General features: G+C 51.3%; 14 protein-coding genes and 2 pseudogenes. 11 read left to right on the forward strand and 5 right to left on the reverse strand.

All coding sequences use genetic code 11. The features are described from left to right. From B157_RS38970 to B157_RS38975, 6 genes and pseudogenes are all read left to right on the forward strand, one after another. Positions 1-255, forward strand: a pseudogene (locus tag B157_RS38970) (IS701 family transposase); the annotation flags it as partial. Between the two features lie 137 nt (positions 256-392). After that, complete coding sequence (locus tag B157_RS0110910) at positions 393-1931, forward strand: serine hydrolase domain-containing protein (RefSeq protein ID WP_020603361.1); 1539 nt, start codon at positions 393-395, stop codon at positions 1929-1931. Between the two features lie 154 nt (positions 1932-2085). Beyond that, positions 2086-5343 (forward strand): WD40/YVTN/BNR-like repeat-containing protein, encoded by a 3258-nt coding sequence (locus B157_RS0110915; protein ID WP_020603362.1) that lies wholly within the window; start codon positions 2086-2088, stop codon positions 5341-5343. A gap of 232 nt (positions 5344-5575) precedes the next feature. Next, positions 5576-6121 carry a transposase gene (locus B157_RS35065; protein WP_026308629.1) on the forward strand — a complete coding sequence of 182 codons (546 nt, stop codon included), beginning with the start codon at positions 5576-5578 and terminating at the stop codon, positions 6119-6121. Beyond that, positions 6054-6383 carry a transposase gene (locus B157_RS40250; protein WP_342664695.1) on the forward strand — a complete coding sequence of 110 codons (330 nt, stop codon included), beginning with the start codon at positions 6054-6056 and terminating at the stop codon, positions 6381-6383. The genes B157_RS35065 and B157_RS40250 overlap by 68 nt, the downstream gene beginning before the upstream one ends. Positions 6384-8483: 2100 nt before the next feature. After that, a complete protein-coding gene (locus B157_RS38975; RefSeq protein ID WP_020603366.1) occupies positions 8484-8633 on the forward strand; it encodes a hypothetical protein in 150 nt (49 codons plus the stop codon). Positions 8634-8816: 183 nt separating this feature from the next. Here the strand turns inward: B157_RS38975 and B157_RS0110950 are convergent, their stop codons facing one another. Continuing rightward, positions 8817-9749 carry an ROK family protein gene (locus B157_RS0110950; RefSeq protein ID WP_020603368.1) on the reverse strand — a complete coding sequence of 311 codons (933 nt, stop codon included), beginning with the start codon at positions 9747-9749 and terminating at the stop codon, positions 8817-8819. A gap of 104 nt (positions 9750-9853) precedes the next feature. Here B157_RS0110950 and B157_RS0110955 point away from each other — a divergent pair, with 104 nt between their 5' ends. From B157_RS0110955 to B157_RS0110965, 3 genes are all read left to right on the forward strand, one after another. Beyond that, complete coding sequence (locus B157_RS0110955) at positions 9854-10321, forward strand: redoxin domain-containing protein (protein ID WP_020603369.1); 468 nt, start codon at positions 9854-9856, stop codon at positions 10319-10321. Positions 10322-10369: 48 nt separating this feature from the next. Further along, entirely contained in the window at positions 10370-11311 is a 942-nt protein-coding gene (locus tag B157_RS0110960; protein WP_020603370.1) for a ribose-phosphate pyrophosphokinase, read from the forward strand. A gap of 83 nt (positions 11312-11394) precedes the next feature. After that, a complete protein-coding gene (locus B157_RS0110965; RefSeq protein WP_020603371.1) occupies positions 11395-11961 on the forward strand; it encodes a 50S ribosomal protein L25/general stress protein Ctc in 567 nt (188 codons plus the stop codon). Positions 11962-12067: 106 nt separating this feature from the next. On the opposite strand, the pseudogene B157_RS35070 reads toward B157_RS0110965, so the two are convergent. The 3 genes and pseudogenes from B157_RS35070 to B157_RS0110980 all read right to left on the reverse strand — a co-directional run bounded on the left by B157_RS35070 (position 12068) and on the right by B157_RS0110980 (position 16555). Then, a pseudogene (locus B157_RS35070) lies at positions 12068-12862 on the reverse strand (SDR family oxidoreductase). Between the two features lie 178 nt (positions 12863-13040). Next, entirely contained in the window at positions 13041-15635 is a 2595-nt protein-coding gene (locus tag B157_RS0110975) for a TonB-dependent receptor (protein WP_020603374.1), read from the reverse strand. Positions 15636-15811: 176 nt separating this feature from the next. Further along, complete coding sequence (locus tag B157_RS0110980; protein WP_020603375.1) at positions 15812-16555, reverse strand: SOS response-associated peptidase; 744 nt, start codon at positions 16553-16555, stop codon at positions 15812-15814. 105 nt (positions 16556-16660) lie between these two features. Between B157_RS0110980 and B157_RS0110985 the strand changes: the two genes are divergently transcribed. Then, positions 16661-17302: a pyridoxamine 5'-phosphate oxidase family protein gene (locus B157_RS0110985; RefSeq protein WP_020603376.1), complete on the forward strand. Its 642-nt coding sequence runs from the start codon at positions 16661-16663 to the stop codon at positions 17300-17302. Continuing rightward, on the forward strand, positions 17287-17793 hold the full coding sequence (locus B157_RS0110990) for a DUF4385 domain-containing protein (protein ID WP_020603377.1): 507 nt from the start codon (positions 17287-17289) through the stop codon (positions 17791-17793). Before B157_RS0110985 ends, B157_RS0110990 begins: the two co-directional genes overlap by 16 nt. A 57-nt stretch (positions 17794-17850) precedes the next feature. Here the strand turns inward: B157_RS0110990 and B157_RS0110995 are convergent, their stop codons facing one another. Further along, positions 17851-18999 (reverse strand): hypothetical protein, encoded by a 1149-nt coding sequence (locus B157_RS0110995; RefSeq protein ID WP_020603378.1) that lies wholly within the window; start codon positions 18997-18999, stop codon positions 17851-17853. Positions 19000-19007: the final 8 nt, after the last annotated feature.

The following is a 19007-nucleotide window of genomic DNA, read 5'->3' on the forward strand; positions in this document are numbered from 1 at the left end:
AAGGTCGAGGAATTTCACAAATCCATCAAGTCGAACACGGGCTACGGGGCATCCCCGGCGCACACGGTTCGTAGTCAAAGCAACCATTTGTTTTTGGTGATGCTGGCCTTTGTTAAGTGGGAAGCCTTACGGCTGTCCACATCAAAAAATCATTTTGCTTTAAAGAAATTGCTGACGCTAAATGCAACTAAGTTGGCTTTGCAGGAACTCAACAGCCTCAAAAGTCAATCTACTCTATTGGCCAAGGCTGCGTAACATCAGTTACTTAAGTTACCAGTAACAGCAACCGCTTTGGCCATTGATTGAGGGAACGGCCGGATGCGCTTATTAAGCGGTCGATGAACGCTCCGTTCGTCTGGCAATAGCTTCGACTTTCACTATCTTAGCCCCTGATGAAACATGTTGTGCTTATCCTGCTAAGTTTTGTGGTTTTAGGGCTTGTTTATAGCTGTAAGCACGAAGCTGACCCCACGCCACCACAGCCTCCGGTAGTTACCTGGAGTCAGGCGCCCACTTTCTCGATACGCAGCAGTACATCGGCGGTGCTTTCGGCCACTATGACCGAAGCCCCAACCGGGCAGGCCACAACCATAGGATTTGTGTGGTCGAAAACCAATCCGATGCCTACGGTGGCCGATAGTAAAACACGCCAGTCTGTAACGCTGACAAGTCTGCCGTATGCCATGCGGGATTCACTGACGGGCCTGGAAACCAACGCAACCTATGTTGCCCGCGCTTACCTGACCACAGCTTCCGGCACAGTTTACAGCCCCGCCGTTACATTTCAGGTGACCGTATCGGTGACAGAACTGTTTGCCCAAACGCTGACCGGCTTGCTTCAGAATCGCGACATCGGCTATGGATTTGTGCTGTTCGAGAACGATGAGATGAAGGCATCCGGCAATGGCGGATTGAAAGCCAGAGCGATTGAAGCCGACGGCCCGAAACCGTACACCATCGATACCAAAATGCACATCGCCAGCATGAGTAAAACCATTTCGGCAATGGCGTTTACGCAGCTGGCCGCCCGGAAAGGAATCCGAACGACCGATAAAATCAGCCCCTATCTACCGCCATCCTGGCCTAAAGGGGAAAACATCGACCAGATTACCTTTCGCGACTTGTTCACGCACCGGAGCGGCATCATTGGTCTGGGCAGTAACTGCCAGAATGGCGCCTACAGCGAAAATATTTATTCGGGGCTTAGACAATTGATTGCGAAGGGGGTAAAGGCGCAAAACCGGGGGCAGTACTGCTACCAGAATGCCAATGTTGGCCTGATGCGGGTACTCATTCCCGCCCTGACCGGCTATGTATTTACGGGCAACGATGATACGGACGATGGGCAAACCCAGCAACTTTACCTGACCTATGTCCAGAAAAATGTATTTGAAAAAGCAGGACTTACCAATATCGTACCTACTTATCCCGCAAACGACCCTACCTATTGCTACAGCAGCCCGTACACCGCTGGTGAGAAAGGATGGAATCCGGGTAGTTTTTTCAATACGGTGGGGGCATACGGTTGGTACCTGACTCCGCGCGAAGCCGGGAAACTCTACGCCACCGTCTTGTCGTCGGTCAGTCAGGAAGTATTGCCAACAGCTTACAAAGACACGTTGCTACTTAATAGCCTGGGATGCTATCGGGTTTCGTCCACGCTGGGGGATTTCCAGTATCACGACGGCTGGTGGTACCTGACCAATGCTGCCCCTTACATGGGCTTGCGAACCATCTGGATGAAACTACCCAATAACCTGACCGTTGTCCTGTTCACGAATGCACTAAACCGGCAGGGGGGTCTGTTTCCGTCCGAGGATGGAACGGATATTGTTCCGTTTGTCTTTCGGGCCTATACCACAGCCCGGCAACTCAGCGGTGGCCGCCTGGCTCCTGTTACCTTCACGCTGGAACACCCGGAACCTCATTAAAGCGCAGTTTGGATTTCAGTCCTTCCTGGTGCTGCTATACCGAAAAACCCAACCCCCTTCAGGCGTATAATACCGCCAGGACTCTCTGCATCAGGAAGCCCTGCATGTTGATTTCCGCTATCTTAGCCCTCTATATTTCAACAAACGGTATCTTATGCGAAACGTACTACTTCTTCTTTGCTCAATCTTATTTATCAGCCCGCTACTGGCGCAGAAACCTAAATCGGCCAAACCAACGAAGGTAACAACGGCCACAGTTAAGGACTCAACCCTCAACAATGATCCCTATTTTAAACCCGTCCGGTGGCGAAACATCGGGCCGTTTCGCGGGGGTCGCTCCGTGGCCGGAACGGGCGTCACCTCCGACCCGCAACTGTACTACATGGGTACCGTGGGCGGGGGCGTCTGGAAAACCGACGATGCCGGCATGACCTGGAAAAACGTGTCCGGTGAGCAGTTGAAAACATCGTCCGTCGGGGCCATAGGCGTGTGCGAGTCCGACCCGGCGGTGGTATACGTGGGCATGGGCGAACACGCCCCCCGGGGGGTGATGTCCTCCTACGGTGACGGCGTGTACAAATCGACCGATGCGGGCAAGACCTGGAAACACCTGGGCCTCGACCTCACCCGCCACGTGGCCGCCATCCGGGTACACCCGCAGAACCCGGATGTAGTCTACGTAGCCGCCCAGGGTGCACTGCACGGCGCTACCCCCGACCGGGGTATTTACAAAACCACCGATGGCGGCAAGACCTGGAAGAAGGTGCTGTTCGTGGACAACAATACGGGTTGCAACGACCTGAGTATGGATATGACCAACCCGCGCATTCTGTATGCATCCATGTGGGACTACCGGCGGTTGCCCTGGCAGGTGCAGAGTGGCGGCAGTGGCAGCGGCCTGTACAAATCCACCGACGCGGGCGAAACCTGGACCAAACTCGAAAAAGGGTTGCCCAAAGAGCTGGGCAAGATGGGCATTTCGGTATCCAAAGCCAATCCAAACCGGGTGTTTGCCGTGATAGAGTCCGACTCCAAAGCCGACAAAGGGGGCGTTTTTCTCTCCGACGATGCGGGTAAAAGCTGGAGCCGGGTCAGTAAAGACCACCGCACCATTCAGCGGGCCTGGTATTACATCGAAATCTTCGCCGACCCGGTAGATGAGAACACGGTTTACGTCCTGAACACCTCCGTCCTGAAATCCATCGACGGGGGTAAGACGTTCAGCCCGATAACGGGGTCGCACGGGGATAATCACCACCTGTGGATCAACCCGAACAACAACAAAAACCTGCTGCTGAACAACGACGGGGGCGCGGCCATCACCTTCAACGGGGGTAAGTCGTGGTCGTCGGAAAACAACCAGCCCACGGCGCAGTTTTACCGCGTCAATGCCGATAATCGTTTTCCGTACAACGTCTACGGCGGACAGCAGGACAATACGTCGGTCATGATTGCCAGTCGTACTACCACCGGCAGCGGCATTACGGAAAAAGACTGGACACCCTCGGCGGGGGGTGAAAGTGCGTTTCTGGCCTTCAATCCCGACGACCCGCGCTACGTGATGGGCGGCAGTTATCAGGGAACCATCGAAGTACTCGACCAGCAGACCCACGAAGGGAAAGGCATCATGGTGTCGCCGATTCAGTACCAGGCCTTGCAGGCCAAAACGATGAAATACCGGTTCAACTGGAACGCCCCCATCATCTGGTCGAAACACGAGCCGGATGCGTTCTACCACGCCGGAAACCGACTCTTCAAAACAACAAATCTGGGCAAAAGCTGGTCCATCGTATCGCCCGACCTAACCCGCCACGACTCCACCAAACTCGGCTGGGGCGGGGCACCCTATACCAACGAAGGGGCAGGCGGAGAGAACTATGCCACCATCGCCTACGTGCTGGAATCCCCCGCCGAAAAGGGCGTTATCTGGACCGGCAGCGACGATGGACTCGTGTACCTTACCCGCGATGGGGGCACCACCTGGACCAACGTAACACCGAAGGGCCTGGAGGAAACGCTTATTAACTGCATTGACGTGTCGCCCCACGATAAAGCTACGGCCTACATTGCCACCACCCGCTACAAATTCAACGACTTCGCCCCGGCCATTTACAAAACGACGGACTACGGCAAAAACTGGACGAAACTCGTTAACGGCATTCCGTACGGGGCGTTTACCCGCGTTGTCCGGGAAGACCCGGAGCGCAAAGGCCTGCTTTACGCCGGTACCGAAACAGGTCTGTACATTTCCTACAACGACGGGGCCAACTGGCGACCCTGGCAGTTGAACATGCCCGTCAGCCCCATCAACGACCTGAAAGTACATCAGGGTGATTTGCTGGCGGCAACCGGCGGACGCTCCTTCTGGATTCTGGACGACCTTGGCCCCATTCGGCAGTACGATGCCAAAGCCAGCAAAGACAGCCTGCTGGTCTACAAACCCGAAGATGCCCACCGCGTGTCGGGGTCCAGCGCGCTGGATAAAGTGGTGGAAGAAGAGGACGACGAAGATGCGGGCAGCAGTCCCGGCCGCAGTGGCTTCGCGGGGGTGAACCCCTCGACGGGTGTGGTGATGTATTACCAGCTACCCGCCAAAGTGGATACCAGTCAGACGCTGACGATGGCTATTCTGTCGGCGCAGGGAACGGTACTGCGGACGCTGAGCAGCAAAAAAGACAAGAAGTTCGTGAAGTTCCCCGGCGGGCCATCACCGGAACCCACACTGACCATGCGCCCCGGCCTCAACCGCTTTGTGTGGGACATGCGCACCGAAACCCTGCCCGCCATCGAGAAGGTGTTTATCGAAGGCAACTACGCCGGGCGCAAAGTAGCTCCCGGCGCGTATCAGGCGAAGTTAAAACTGGGTAAGCAGGAGAAAACAGTGCCGTTCACCATCCTGCCCGACCCCCGTATCAAAGCAACCGATGCGGACTATGACGAACAGCAAAAAACGCTGGTGGGTGTTGAAGAGGGTGTAAAAGAGATTCACCAGGGGGTTAACCGAATGCGGAAAGCGCAGAAGCAAATCAACGACCTGGTCAACGTCATCGACGATAAACCCAGTCTGAAAGCCGTAGCCGATTCGGGCCGGGCGGTAAGCAAGCGCATCAAAGCGTGGGAGGAGAAAGTGATCCAGCCCAAATCCGAATCCAACGACGACGTCATCAACTTCGAGAACAAACTGAGCGCCGATTACATCTTCCTCAAGGGCGAAATGGACACCAACATCCCCTACGTTACAGCGGGTCAGAAGGAACGCCTGTCGGAGTTAAACGCCACCTGGCAACCCCTGAAAGCCCAGATGGAAAACCTGATTCAAAACGACATCGCCCGGTTCAACAACCAGTGCCGACAGGCCCAACTGGAGAAAATAACCCTGCCCGACGTAGCCGTTTCGACTCCGAAGCCTTGATGGTGGATTTGATAGTTAGTATTTTGTCGTGTTGAATTATTTTCGTGAGCGGACGAATGGAGTAAGTCTACCAACGAACGCAGCAAACCAATATCAATGGGCTCATGGTGAACCTATTGATATTGGCAGCATCCGAATTGTAACCAGGCGCTACTACGTAGAAACTAACCTAAGAAGCTGTTTGAGTTAGCACTTTTAGAAACGAGAAAGCCGCCTATCGGAGTTAAGTTGTGTGCAGCAACTATATACTTCCGACCTGACAGCCTCTCAATGGCAAGGTATTGAAAAATTTATTTTGTCTAAACGAAAAAGTATTTGGCCCCTTCAACGCATTGTCGATGCCATCTTTTACGTGACTAAAAATGGTATCGTTTGGCGAGATTTGCCCAAGGGTTTCCCCGCCTGGCAGACCGTTTACTGGTACTTCAGGAAATGGGCAAAGGACGACACCTGGTTGCTATTAGCCAACGAGTTGACGATGCTTCACCGCCTTAAAGTTGATAAGAAACCGTTGCCTACGGTGGCTATCATCGACGCGCAAAGTGTCAAGAACTCCTCGACCGCAACCGAGCAAATTGGCTTTGATGGGGGTAAGCTCATCAAAGGCCGCAAACGCTTTCTGATCGTTGATACGATGGCGGGGCCGCCCGTGCGGGCATTTGTTGTGGACCCATGTGCGCCCGGCCCATGTAGCGGATGGCAAAGCAGGGGTGTTGCTTTGGGAGCAAGCCAAGCTTCTCAACCCGTTGCTGTACGATCTGGTACTAATTTATGCTGACAGTACGTTCAGCGGTCATTTTAAAGAGCAGTTAGAAACCATCTATGATATGCAAGTACTGATTCCTAAGTCCCCGATTAGGGATCAACCTATTGATAGTAAGCTGGTTATTCATCATTGGAGGTGGATAGTGGAGCGAACCATTTCTTGGCTGAACAACAACCGGCGGTTATCAAAAGATTACGAACGAACTATTCTGTCAGCCCAAACTTTCATCTGGATCGCTCACATCAGGCGTACCGCAAAGCGAGTTTGGCATTAACTCAAACAGCTTCTTAAAAAGTTTTCATCTTAAAAAAGTATGTGAACAATACATAAACCTCCAGAACGGTAACAAATCCTACCACCGTCCAGGTCGCTACACTTATTAAATCATGTGATTTTTTTTTCATAAATTATGTGTTTGCCATTTCGTACGGCGACGGCCAACATCTCCTATGAGGTAGACCGCCTGCTTAAGTCAAGCCTGAGCTGTGCTTGGTAATTCAATTGATTTAATCGAAGGATGTGAGCGGCTAGTTGTTCATGATTTTCCCGGGCAGATAGTTTCGTGAGGCTATCTGTCTGATCCATGTCCTGGGCTAGCTTTTTTAGCTCCCTTTGCATCCGAGCAGCCATCGTGAGTAGCTGGTCTGTAGTGCATTGGCCTGTACCTATTTTACTGCCTTTTCGTAAGTCCTGTTCGGCTACGCACTGGCTAACGGTAGTGATTAGCTGATTATAACATAGATGAAAACTGGTGATTGCTTCAAGCCAGCCAATTGGTATGTATTCGAGTGAATGCCCATTTTTATTTACCGAATCGTTATCGAATAGCGGGTTGATCATCTAATTATCGGCTATTATGTATACTTGTTATATACTTTACAGCAAAATTAATTACTTATGCGTCAAATATTGTTGCACAATATTGAATAATATTTACATAATTTTCACTTTTTTAGGTAATCGTCTTTTTGCTTAGAAGCTGTTTAAGTTAAATTTTAGTGATAGAAAAGAGTGATTTTTTGCGGTAAAATCTGGAAGGAAAGAGCATTTTATAGGCAAAGAGATCAACTCAAACAGCTTCTAAGCTTGTATGACGGCCTGCAGGCTTGGAAGTGCTTTCTGAAAAGTACCATTATGGTTGACGCCATTCGTAAGATTGGTGGGCGGCAAAGCCACATGACCTGCCCTCTCTCCCAAGTGTGTCAATCATCCTATTCGCCATCATCAGTATTGTGGACCTGCTTATACACCTGGAAGTGGTCATCAACCATGAGCAAAATGGCAAAATATTTCACAATCTTCTGCACCGCAATTAACTGTTACTACGTAGGTGTTTGGCTGTACGCATTTAATACTGTTTCTACGCGTAAAGAGCGGGTAGATAAGTTTATACAATTTCCCCCCCTTAACTCTGTGGTAGTGTTGAATGCGCTGCTGTTAACAGCCACTATCCTTTCTATCTTTCTGATAGTCAGAACGAAATCCAACACTAATTGGGTGATACCGGTAATTTTACAGTTTGTGTTTGCCGCTTTTTATCTGTGGCAATCCCTGTAGGCTATGTCGTTCATTTTTCAACTTTGCCCAAAACTCATTGTTGACACGAGCCAATAGGCGAACTACTGATAACAGGCTGAATGGTTATGCAAGTCGAGCTAAGCCCCGAAAATCGGCATCTAAATGTGCGTTATTATCGCTCCGCATGGGCCGGCTTGTTGGGCGATAGGCAGCAAGGCCAACATTAACAGCCCCCGTTCGGCCTAGTTTGAACTACGTCGTAATGTTATCCGCTCCCCGACCGGCATTAAGTGAGATTCCGTTACCTGTAGACGTAGTTTGAAGTACCGCACCGGCGAACCGGTCGCGGTGTTATCCGGTCTTATGACCGGCGTTGGGCAGGCAGGCCAGGGCAAGAGAATTTTTAGAAATAGGATGAATGGATCTTCCGAAGCGGTTATAATACAAGGTGTGAAGTTACCAATGGCGCATTGACGAGCATTTTACTGGTGTACTGCCTTACGCATTCGTGTCACTAAATAAACTTCGGATTCGTAATCATTCAGTGAGTAGAGGTGTTCAATCAGTACCAACTTCGGTGGGTGCGTGCTAACCGTCTGTCAGGTGCAGCAGGAGATGATCGACTACCCGGACACTGCCCAAACCAAGCCGCAGTTATTTAGTTGGCCTGATAGGATTAGCCAACAGCTTGCAGCCTGCATTTTTACTCGCTCAACCCTTTACGAATCAGCGTCAAACACGCTGGTTTGAACGGATAGAGCGGCCTGACGCGGACCGAGCAGGGCGTAACTAGCTATAGTAGGTTCTATAATAGCACGCCTTTATCTGGTTAGGTTTCAATTCATAATCGTATACCATGGGTAATCAGGACAAGGGAAACAAGAATATCAAGAAAGTGGCAACTAAAGCGCCTAAAGCACCGGGTGCCGCTAAAGTTCCTAAGTACGAGCAAGGCGAAACCGGCATAACAGCTCCTCTCCAGGCCCCTAAAACCCGGAAAAGCTAGTTGTTTTGGTGTAGGATTACCCACTCGTTTTTGAGCGTCCTGAAAACACGCCCAGCTACTGCCTTGACCTGGCCGTTTTCGCTACAGACTTGACCTACGTCGGGATGTTCTCCGGTCTCCAGTCGGCGTTGGACAGTCAGCTTCGGGAATACCATTTCCTCTACCGGGCGATTATCCCCTTCTTTACAGCATTGCAGCGCCGAAAACGCCCGCGCTGTCGCCCAGTTTTGGTTTGAGAAAACGGGTGTGTATCTCGCGGCTGTTGAACACGTATTTTCTGGCCCGTTCTACGCCTTCGGTATACAGCAGGTCGATGTTACCCAGTCCCCCGCCAATCACGATGGCATCGGGGTCCAGCACATTGATGATGGTGGAAATACCCCGGCCGAAAAATTCGAGCAACCGGTTCACGGTCTGGCTGGCTACCAGGTCGTTCCCGTCCCGGTACTGCTTTATGATATCCTGCATCGTGTGGTCCTGCCCGTTCACCTGCTTGTAGTACCGCTGTAGGGCCGGTCCGGAAATAACCTGCTCCACGCAGCCCCGTTTGCCGCAATAACAGGCATGGCCATTTTCTTCCAGGACATTGTGGCCCCATTCTCCTCCCAGGCCCTGCAGGCCATTGAGCACAAAAGGACGTTTGTAGGGCTTCTTGAATGTGTTCCTCACCACAATACCGCCCCCCACGCCGGTGCCCATAATAACGCCGAACACCGTTTGGTAGTCGGGTAGTATGTCGGGCACGATACCCATCGTTGCTTCGGCCAGGGCCAGGCAGTTGGCATCATTGGCCAGGGCGACCGGTACGCCCAGCAGACGGCTCAAATCCTGTTTTAATGGTTTGCCATTCAGCACAGTCGTGTTGCAGTTTTTCATGGCCTGCCGGGCCGGATCGAAGGTGCCGGGAGTAGAAAAACCGATGTGCTGGGGCTGTAACCCCGTTTCGGCTTTGAGCCTTTCCACGAGTCGAACAATCTGATTCAGAATGTGATCGTAGCCCTCCTGGGCTTCCGTGTCGATTCGCTGTCGAATAACAACGGCATCGGGCGATGCTGCGGAGAGAATGACCCCTTCAATTTTAGTACCTCCCAGGTCTATACCCCAATACGATTTCATAGATGATGAAGAATTTAGGTAATACGATTTACGATTTTATTCCTTTCGGCCCGTAGCTTTACAGGTGAAAATTAGCGAACAGTCCATTTTAACGTATAAAAACTATGCTCACGGTTGGTCAGAAAGCCCCCAATTTTACCTTATTCAACACTGATAGGAAAGAAATTTCCCTCCACGATTTTCAGGGGAAAAACCTGATTCTTCTATTTTTTCCGATGGCCTTCACCAGCGTCTGCACCGCCGAACTTTGCGAAATGCGCGATAACATCGCAACTTACGCAAACCTGAACGCCGATGTAGTGGGCATTTCGGTGGATTCGCCGTTTACACTGGCTAAATTCAAAGAAGAACAAGAACTACCGTTCAATTTACTATCCGATTTCAACAAAGAGGTGTCGCAGGCGTACGGGTCGTATTACGATACCTTCGTGATGAATTTGAAAGGGGTGAGCAAACGATCTGCCTTCCTAGTGGATGGCGAAGGAATCATCCGGTACGCCGAAGTGCTCGAAAGTGCGGGCGATACGCCCAGTTTTCAGGCTATTCAGGAAACACTTTCTGCGATTAACTGATAACGACCCTTTTTTTTTCGTACCTTTGCGGGAAATTTCACTGGCAGCATGGCATCGTTTAATCCGGTTAAGATTTTTTCGGGGAGTGAATCAACCTACCTGGCCGAGAAAATCGCACACTACTACGGTAAAGATCTGGGCGGGTACACCTGTCGCCGGTTTAGCGATGGCGAAATGTCGCCGAGTTTTGAGGAGTCGGTGCGGGGATGCGATGTGTTTCTCATTCAGTCTACCCCTCCTCCGGGCGATAATCTGCTGGAGTTGTTACTGATGGTCGACGCGGCCCGCCGGGCTTCGGCGCACTACGTAACGGTAGTGATTCCGTATTTTGGTTATGCCCGTCAGGATCGGAAAGATAAGCCCCGCGTGTCTATTGCGGCCAAGCTGGTGGCCAATATGCTGGCTGCATCGGGCGCCGACCGGCTGATGACGATTGATCTGCACGCGGGACAGATTCAGGGCTTTTTCGACTTTCCGGTCGATCACCTGGAAGGAACGTCTGTCTTTGTGCCTTATATCAAGAGCCTGGGGCTGGAAAACCTGGTCGTTGCCTCGCCGGATGTAGGCGGAGCCAACCGCGCCCGTACGTTTGCCCGGCATTTTAACGCCGACATTGTGCTGTGCGACAAACACCGCAAACGGGCCAACGAAATTGCGTCGATGCAGGTGATTGGGGACGTAGAAGGGGCCAACGTGGTGCTGGTAGATGACCTGATCGACACCGGCGGAACGATGGCTAAGGCGGCCCAGATTATTATGGATAAAGGGGCTACATCGGTGCGGGCGGTTTGTACGCATCCGATCATGTCGGGTAAAGCCCACGAAATCATCCGTAACTCTGTGCTGGAGGAACTGGTGGTGGCCGATACGCTGCCCATGCAACAAACCAACGAAAAAATACGCGTGCTGTCGGTGGCGGAGTTATTCGCCAAAGCCATTGGCCGCATCAGAGACCATGAATCTATTAGTTCACTTTTTATAAAATATTGAGCGAAAGAGTGAAAGAGTGAAAGAGCGGTTTGTCTTTTTTCACTCTTTCGCTCTCCCGCTCTTTCACTCTTTAAATAATTATCATGAAAAAACTCGAGATTGTAGGGTATCAACGAGCGAATCTCGGCCGCACGGAATCACAAGCGATTCGGGCCGAGGGCAATGTTCCGTGTGTGTTGTACGGGGGCGACGAGCAGGTGCATTTTTACGCGCCCGCCATTCTGTTCCGCGACTTAATTTATACGCCCAATATTTTTGAAGTTGAGCTGAACATCGAAGGGACTATTTACCGGTCTATTCTTCAGGAAAGCCAGTTTCACCCAGTAAGTGACGTGCTGATTCACGCCGATTTCCTGCTGGTGACGGATAAGAAGCCCGTCAAAATTGCGGTTCCGGTTCGGTTGGTTGGTACAGCACCCGGTGTTCAGAAAGGCGGTAAACTGGTAACCCGCGTTCGGAAAATGCGGGTGAAGGGGACTATCGAAAATATTCCTGATTTTATTGATGTCGACGTATCCAACCTTGAACTGGGCAAATCCGTTCGGGTGAGTCAGATTTCGGTTAAAAACATCGAGATGCTCGAACAGGCATCGAACCCGGTAGCCAGCATCGAAATACCGCGGGCACTTCGGGGCACGATTGCCAAGTAAGGTGGTTGTCCTTTTGTTCTAATACGCTAATAGATTTACAGCAACACCCGGCCAAAAAATTGGCCGGGTGTTGCTGTTTTCAGTGGGTATATTCCCATCGCCACCTTCAGGCGTTGCCGCCGTTCACGTCCAGCAGACTGCCGGTAATGTATGATCCATCGATCCATCATTGGAGGCCAGCAGAACATAGGCTGGGGCCAGTTCATCGGGCTGACCGGGTCGCTGCAGAATTGTTTTATTTGCCGCTTCAACGACGCCTTCCGGTCCCATGCCGGCACCCGGCAGAAACGGCGTGTAGATCGGTCCGGGCAGTACGGCATTGACCCGGATTTTACGCTCGCCTAACTGGGTTGCCAGCGACAGGGTGAAGGCGTGAATCGCGCCCTTTGTGGAGGCATAATCCACCAGTTTGGGTTGCCCTTTCTTCCCCACAATACTCCCCGTGTTGATAATTGAGTCGCCCTCATGCAGGTGAGGCAACGCGGCTTGTACCATGAAAAAGTACCCGTAGATATTGGTCTCGAAGGTCCGGCTCAGTTGCTCTTCTGTAATGTCCTCAATCTTCTCGACAATGTGCTGGTAAGCCGCGTTATTGACCCAGCGTCAGGCATTTGCCGCCAAACTGCTCAGCCAGCCGCTTCGTCTCCTGTGCATCTACCTCTTCCTCTTCCAGGTATGAAATCACCACCGAAGCTCCTTCTTTGGCAAAAGCGACGGCAACGGCCCGTCCTATTCCCGAATCGCCCCCGGTCACGATGGCTACTTTACCGGTCAGTTTTCCGGCGGCCTAGTAATTCGTCAGGTCGCTATCTGGCTCAGGGGTCATTTTGGCCTGAATGGCCGGAAATTCCTGTACGTTACTGTTGAGTTCTTCCGCTTTGGGATAATCGACTGGTTCCATTAAAAAAACAGGTTTCTAGTGTTGAGTAATACTTGTCTCCTATACAAACTGCTTCATTCACGGCGATTGTTTGGTACAAATCCTTTTTATGAGGCAGCGGGCAAAAAAAGCGGGGGTTACTCCCATACCTGATTGACTGGTATGGAGGTAACCCCCACTGGCTGAATGATGCTTACTTTTACCGGGGCCGACGGGCACCACCGGCAGCGGGTTGCTGGGGAGCCTGCTGCTGGTCACCCCCGGCATCGCCACCTTTCACGTCATCGTTTTCGATGGACTTACCCTTTTTCTTCTGGCTATCGTCGAAGGTAAGTTTGCCAATCTTATAGCTGAAATTAACCCGTATACCAGCATTGTACAGGCTCGTCAGACTGCTCTGGGTAAAAATGGGCGACGATGATTCGGAACGAACGGTAAATGGGTGGTTGAAAAAGTTTTCGCCTGCAATACCAAAGCTACCCCGCTTGTTTTTCATATCTTTTTTCACCCCCAGGCTGTAGAAAGCGAATCCACCCTGATATCCCTGCAACTGGACCTGCTTGCCTCTGGCAAAAGCAAATCCCTGTAGACCCCAGCCGTTCTTAAGGCTCAGGTTGGTGAACAGTCGGCCGGAGACGACCCAGCCGGAGTTAGTCGCCTGGTAGATTGACGCGGCATTGTTATTGGTCAGGTAGGCATAGTACAGGTCCATCCCCCCGCCAATCTGCCACTTCGAGAACAGCGTTGCGTTACCAAAAATATTGGTACCATAGGCCGACTCACGGCCTATGTTCAGGTAGGTTGTCCGAATGGCCTGCGCCAGGGCCGGATTATTTACCTGTCCCAAACTCGTTCTGACCGTATCGCGCACACTGGTGATGGAGTTATTAGTTTGCCGGGCAAATAACGATACGTTCAGGTACACACTTTTCACGTATGCACTGGTGCTCAACTCGTAATTGTCCGTCAGTTCGGGCGACAGCAATGGGTTACCCTGCGAAATATTCGTCGGGTTGGACGCGTTGATGTTCGGGTTCAGAAACTGAATACCGGGGCGCTGCAACCGCCGGTTGTAGGCCAGTTTAATGGTTTTACCCCCTTTCAGCGTCTTGGATATGTTAATACTTGGCACAAAGTTGTTGTAGCTCGGGATACCAAGATCCTGGCCGGCCTGTACTGCCTGATCACCCACCGTCTGGCTCTGGCTAAAGAAGGCGTTAATCGTTGTGTGCTCAAAGCGCATCCCGGCCTTTACGGAATACTTATTTTTGGTGGTTATCAGGTACGAAAAGTAACCTGCACCAATATTCTGATCATAATTGAGCGTGTTGGCAGGTCGCGTAAAATCGGTTTGTAACGCCCCGTTGCCGGAGGCCAGCAGGTAGCTGTAGTTACTCTCTACCTGGCGAAAGATCCCCTTACCCCCAATCTCGATCTGCTGGTTTTTACCAACCGGTGTCTGGTAATCGGCCTGGAGTGTCGATTCCTGGTTGTAGCTATCGTTCAGGTTTTGCTGTCGGGCCGTGATCGTAGCGAAATCAGCCGAACTCAGGATATCGGCGGTAAAGTTATTGTTGCGATTGTTCCGGCTGTATTGTGCCGACATACTGAACTCCTGCTGCGGTTTTGCGTACGTATGGGTATAGTCGATGTTGGCATCCAGCGTTCCCGAATTATCTTTCGTTTGCACGTTGCGTGCGTTGTACACGGGGAAGAAAGCACCGGTCGTTTTGGTGATGAAATTATCCTGAAACTGGGTGTTGTTGCGGGCACCGTAGCGCAGGGTAGCGTTCAGGGAGCTGTTCTTGGTAATGTCATAGTCCCAGCCCAGTCGGTACTGCCCGAACACGCCCTGATTACGGGTGTCGGCACTTTGCTCCGTCAGGATGGGGCCATTGGCACTCAACGTCCGCTGGGTGTTGGCAAAGGTACCGAGCACGTTGTAACTGGCCCGGCCGAAGCCGCCCAGACTGAATCCCATTTTGCCCAGCCGCAAATTACCATTCAGGCCGAGGTTACTGCCGCGGTTCCCCACACCGGAATCGACATTAAGCGTAAACCCCTGAATGGTCGTTTTCTTGGTAGTGATGTTGATAATCCCGGCCGACCCTTCTGCATCGTACTTGGCCGAGGGCGAGGTAATGACTTCTACCGTTTTAATCATATCGGCAGGAATCTGCTTGAGCGCATCGGCCACGCTACTGGCAATAATGGTACTGGGCTTATTGTTGATCAATACCCGCACGTTGCTACTGCCCCGCAAACTCACGTTCCCGTCCAGGTCGACCGTTAGCAGGGGCACTTTCCGCATTACTTCGGTGGCATCGCCCCCTTTAGACATAACATCTTTCTCGGCATTATACACCAGCCGGTCTACTTTTTCTTCTACCATAGCCGACTGCCCTACTACTTCTACCTCTTTAAGCATTCTGACATCAGCCGCCAGTTTAATGTTTCCGAGGTTTAATTCCTGCTTCCGGTCGAGGGCAAGTTTAGTAATGGTTTTCTCCCGGTAGCCAACGAACGAGATAAGCAATCTAAAATTACCTTCCGGCAATTTAGTCAGTGTAAAGGCTCCTTTTTCGTCGGCAATGGTGCCATCAATTGGTTTCTTTGTCGAAATATCAACCAGGGCAATACTGGCAAATTCAACCGGTTTACCTGAAGTCGAATCGACAATAATGCCCGTTATTGTGCCATTGCCTTTCGTCTCCGGAATAATCTGCGCCCTGACGGCGTCGGGCAGTATTAGTAATGTAAAGAAAAATAAAAGAGCGGGTAATATGTTTTTCATAATCAGGAAGTTGTTAGAAGTGGTTCAGCTTACAAGCCGGTACCTGTTTTTATAAACGGGCAAAACTTGGGATTGTCCCAAAACAGAACGTATTCGGGCAAATTTCAGGGCAGATTCCCTCAAAAAATCTAATTCTACATAAACGGTGTGTAACCCAGACGAACGGGCCGGACTACTTAGGAAAACAGCTTAGGATTATTACTTAATTCCGGGTAATCGACCGGTTCCATCACTTCCGGCACATCCGTTGGCTCTGTTCGGGACGTTATCCGTTTGCTGAGACTATAACTATGCATGTGGCTGGCCGGATACTGGTTGGCTAACAGTTTCAGAGCATCCTTTTCGGTCAACTCATCGTTTAACCATATTTGTTCAGCTTCCTGTGTCAGCAGGCAGGGCATTCGTTCTTTAGTATTGTGAATGGCCGCCAGCAATGGGTTGGCCTCTCCCGTCAGCAGCGTGTAGGTCCTCACCAACTCACCCGTTTCGGGGTCGGCCCATTCATCCCAGAGTCCGGCAACAGACGTAATCTTCTGGTCGGTCATGGTGATGTAAAACGGAAATTTTTTCCCCTTCAGCGTGTGCCATTCGTAAAAACCCGTTACCGGAATCAGACACCGTTTTCCGGATTTTGCCGCCGACCGGAAAGACGGCTTTTCGTAGATGGTTTCGGAGCGGGCGTTGATGGTTCGGGTACGTATGTCGGTGGCATCTTCTCCGGTTTTAGTCCAGGGTGGAATCATTCCCCAGTGCATCAGCTGCAACCGGTCCGGTTCCTGATGGGTAAGAATGGGCCAGTCCGGTAGCTGCCAGGCATTGGCATGGTAGACCGGCTCGAAATGAGCCGAATCGGGTAATTTAACTGCGTAGCGGGCCTCCAGTTCCGATGCGGTAACGGCCAGCGATTTATGAAAACACATGCGCGGGTTATTCAGTCGTAACTAATCTGTGATGTCAATTACTGAAACAAAGAAAGTAACCCCGGGGTTATGCCAATCAAAACAAAGCTATAAAAACGCCCCCTCATGAGCGAGTCGCCCAAGCCACCCACCCACCCGGAAAATACAACTACTCCGACTATCGGTACCCTTTCTGAACTTGAACTGAGTAATTGGGAGCAGCTTCTGGCAGGTGTAGAACAACCTGAATCTCACTTTAAGACCATGACTATTGCCACCGGTACACAGAGAGGGGCCGACGCGCGACTAGTCGTGTTGCGCAGGGTAGATAAAGCCCGGAAGTACGTATGGTTTTACACCGACTCCCGCGCCGAAAAAGTACTACAGCTGGAAGCCTGTCCAATGGCAGCACTCCTGTTTTGGGATGGTGAGCAGCAACTACAGCTTCGCCTTTCGATCGAAACCCGGCTCCATACCGACGATTACATTGCCGATGAGCACTGGAAGAAATTGGCAGTAAGTAGCCGTAAAGCCTATCTCTCGGGGCCGGTTCCGGGCAGCGAACAACCGCAGCCCTATCCTGGCTTCCCCGAACAATTTGCCGACAAGCTACCCTCGGCCGAAGAAAGCGAGGCTGGTCGCAAAAACTTCGCGGTCATTGAATGCCGGGTGTTGGAGATGGAATACCTGCACCTCAGCCGAAGCGGTCAGACAAGGGCCCGTTTCCAGTACGAACCCGAATCCAGAATGGTGTGGCTGGCTCCGTAAACGACCGTGCTTTCAATTACGACCTCAACTATCGGGTTCTAAACCTGCGCGAACAACCCGAACTGTATCGCGTTGGCAAAGGGGAGCAGGGCGTGTTGTTGGTACAGCCCTATAAAGATGAAATACTGCCACACTGGCGGTTCAAAACACCGGAAATAGCCCGCGAATCGTCCGAAAAAATCTACCAGCTGTTTCTCGAATACAAGGGAAGAGGAGATTTCATCGGCATGGACATGGCCAGGAAGTTTCTGCAAATGGGCTACACCCGGGCAAGGCGGTACGCGAATCACAAAACCGGCCAGAAATACGACGGCCCAGTTCCCGACGACCAAAAAGGACGTTCGGGCGCACACGGCCGCGACGAGCTCCCCCGCGAAGAAGACCCCATAAAAGCCGAATCGGCCCGTATATTTTACGGTAAATACCTGGATGCCCGGGAAGATGCGGAATACAAAAAACTACGAAAGGAGTGGCAGGAAACATACGGGTAATCCAGTGATGGCCAACGACCAAAACAGACGAATATCCGGTGAGCAGGTACAATACCATCAGTTTGTTTGTGAACCGTCTGTGCGAGCGGGTTTACGGATAACGTTGCGGATGTTGACCACTTTAAGCAGTAGTTCGAACCAGAAAGGGGCTCCAAATGAAAGAGCAGCCGCCGTGAGGACCCAACCCAGAAAGGCCCAGCTTCCCACTGTATGCCCGATGGTACTGAAAATTTGCCCAATGGTTGCCTGAGGGGGAAACGTCCAGCCAATAGGAAGGCCCAGCCCGGCCAGATTTTCCTGAAGATATTGCAGATAAAAATCCTGTACCCGAATACTATCGAGACTTGTCAGTCCTTTGCCAGCCGTCAGCGAGTTAACCAGCGTCACATCACGTTCGCTTAGGTAAGCCAGGAACATCGTATCGTTTACCGCCCTGGTACCGGTCGTATCCGAATTAGTTAGAGAAGATCCATTTCCCTTGCCCGCTTGCACCGTTGAAGCCGACCCTGTCGGAGTAGACTTCGGTGAGAACACACCTAGTTTCAAATCCCGGCTGGCAGCGGCTTCGGCCTGTTTAACTAAACTTTCCCGCAAAGCCCTGTCATTGGAAATGCGTTTGACGATGGTAATCGTATCCACGTTAAACGTCAAGGTCACCCCAATGGATACTGCCCATACAATGCCTTGTGCGTATCGTTTAAACCAGCCAGATACCTGTTCCATATAACCATCATACCAGCGTTCGAGGGCTGTTATAAAGGCGGGCAGTGTATCGGCCTTTGCCAGCATAGGTTCTATCAATGGCTTCAGGGGCGCAAAAAGAGGGTCATTGGTGATTGTGTCATGAATAGTAGCCAGCGTAATCTGCGTAGTCGCTGGTATAACGCCCGCCGGGAGGGGCGGTACCGGTTTCCCACTGACCATCAAATCAATCAGCACGGTAGAAAAGCTGTTGGCAGAGAGATAGGCGATAGGTTTCCAGAATCCACCCACTTTCTGCTCTTTGAGTTTCGTTAACGGGTGGTTCCAAAGTTGCCCGAATACGGTGGACCCCAGCAACTTGTCAAGTGCCAGTTTGAGTAATTCCGACCGTTTTTCACTAAACGTATTGATAAACTCAACAATCCCCGACACGAATATACTTAGTGTCAGGTAGACGAAAATCATCGAAATGGCAACATCCAGTAAAGACGATAGATTAAGCATGGATAGGG

The organism is Spirosoma spitsbergense DSM 19989, from assembly GCF_000374085.1.
In the GTDB taxonomy this organism is placed as follows: domain Bacteria; phylum Bacteroidota; class Bacteroidia; order Cytophagales; family Spirosomataceae; genus Spirosoma; species Spirosoma spitsbergense.